General features: G+C 61.3%; 1 protein-coding gene. It reads left to right on the top strand.

All coding sequences use genetic code 11. The features are described from left to right. The coding region (locus GSQ92_RS31165; RefSeq protein ID WP_254066692.1) for a GMC family oxidoreductase N-terminal domain-containing protein at positions 1 to 783 on the top strand (783 nt) is incomplete at both ends.

Here is a 783-nt window from a genome sequence, read left to right as displayed (position 1 = left end):
GCTCGCCACTGTCTCGGCGCCACATGGCAATTCGCCGCCCTGCGTCTATCGGGGCTTTTGCCGGTTCGGCTGCTCGACGAACGCCAAGCAGAGTCAGCTAGTGACCTTCATTCCACGCGCCATCGCGGCAGGCGCCGAAATCCGCGATCTCGCGATGGTGGGGCGGATCGAAACGGGACCGGATGGGCGCGCGACCGGGGTCCATTATCACCGTGAGGGGCGCTGGCGCTTCCAGAAGGCACGCAATGTCGTCGTGGCCGGCTACGCCATCGAGACGCCGCGGCTGCTGCTGGCTTCCGCAAATGATCGCTACCCGGAGGGGCTCGCCAACAGCTCCAGCCTCGTCGGCAAGAATCTCATGACCCAATCCAACCAGGCGGTTTGGGGTCTCATGGACCAGGAGGTGCGCTGGAACAAAGGGCCACCCTCACTCGCCATCACAGAACATTGGAACTATGACGACCGCAAGAACTTTCAGGGCGGTTATTGCTGGATGGCGCAGGGGCCCTTGCCGGTCGAATGGGCCACCGTGGTCACTGGTTCCCGCAAGCTATGGGGCGCGCCGTTGCGCGAGCAGATGATGCAATATAATCACCAGGTTGGCCTCAAAATGGTTGGAGAAATGCTCCCCAGCGAGCGCAATCAGGTCACACTGACAGATGAGGTCGATCAGTACGGTCTGCGCATTCCGCGCATTACATATAGCTGGAGCGACAACGACAAAGCGCTGATCCAACATGCCCTCAGCGACATGCAGACGAGCCTGGAGCTAGTCGGCGCGAA

Origin of the sequence: Acidisoma sp. S159, assembly GCF_009766125.1 — a bacterium.
Lineage (GTDB): Bacteria > Pseudomonadota > Alphaproteobacteria > Acetobacterales > Acetobacteraceae > Acidisoma.
Note: the sequence above shows the minus strand (reverse complement) of the source record. Positions and strands in the feature narration are given on the sequence as shown.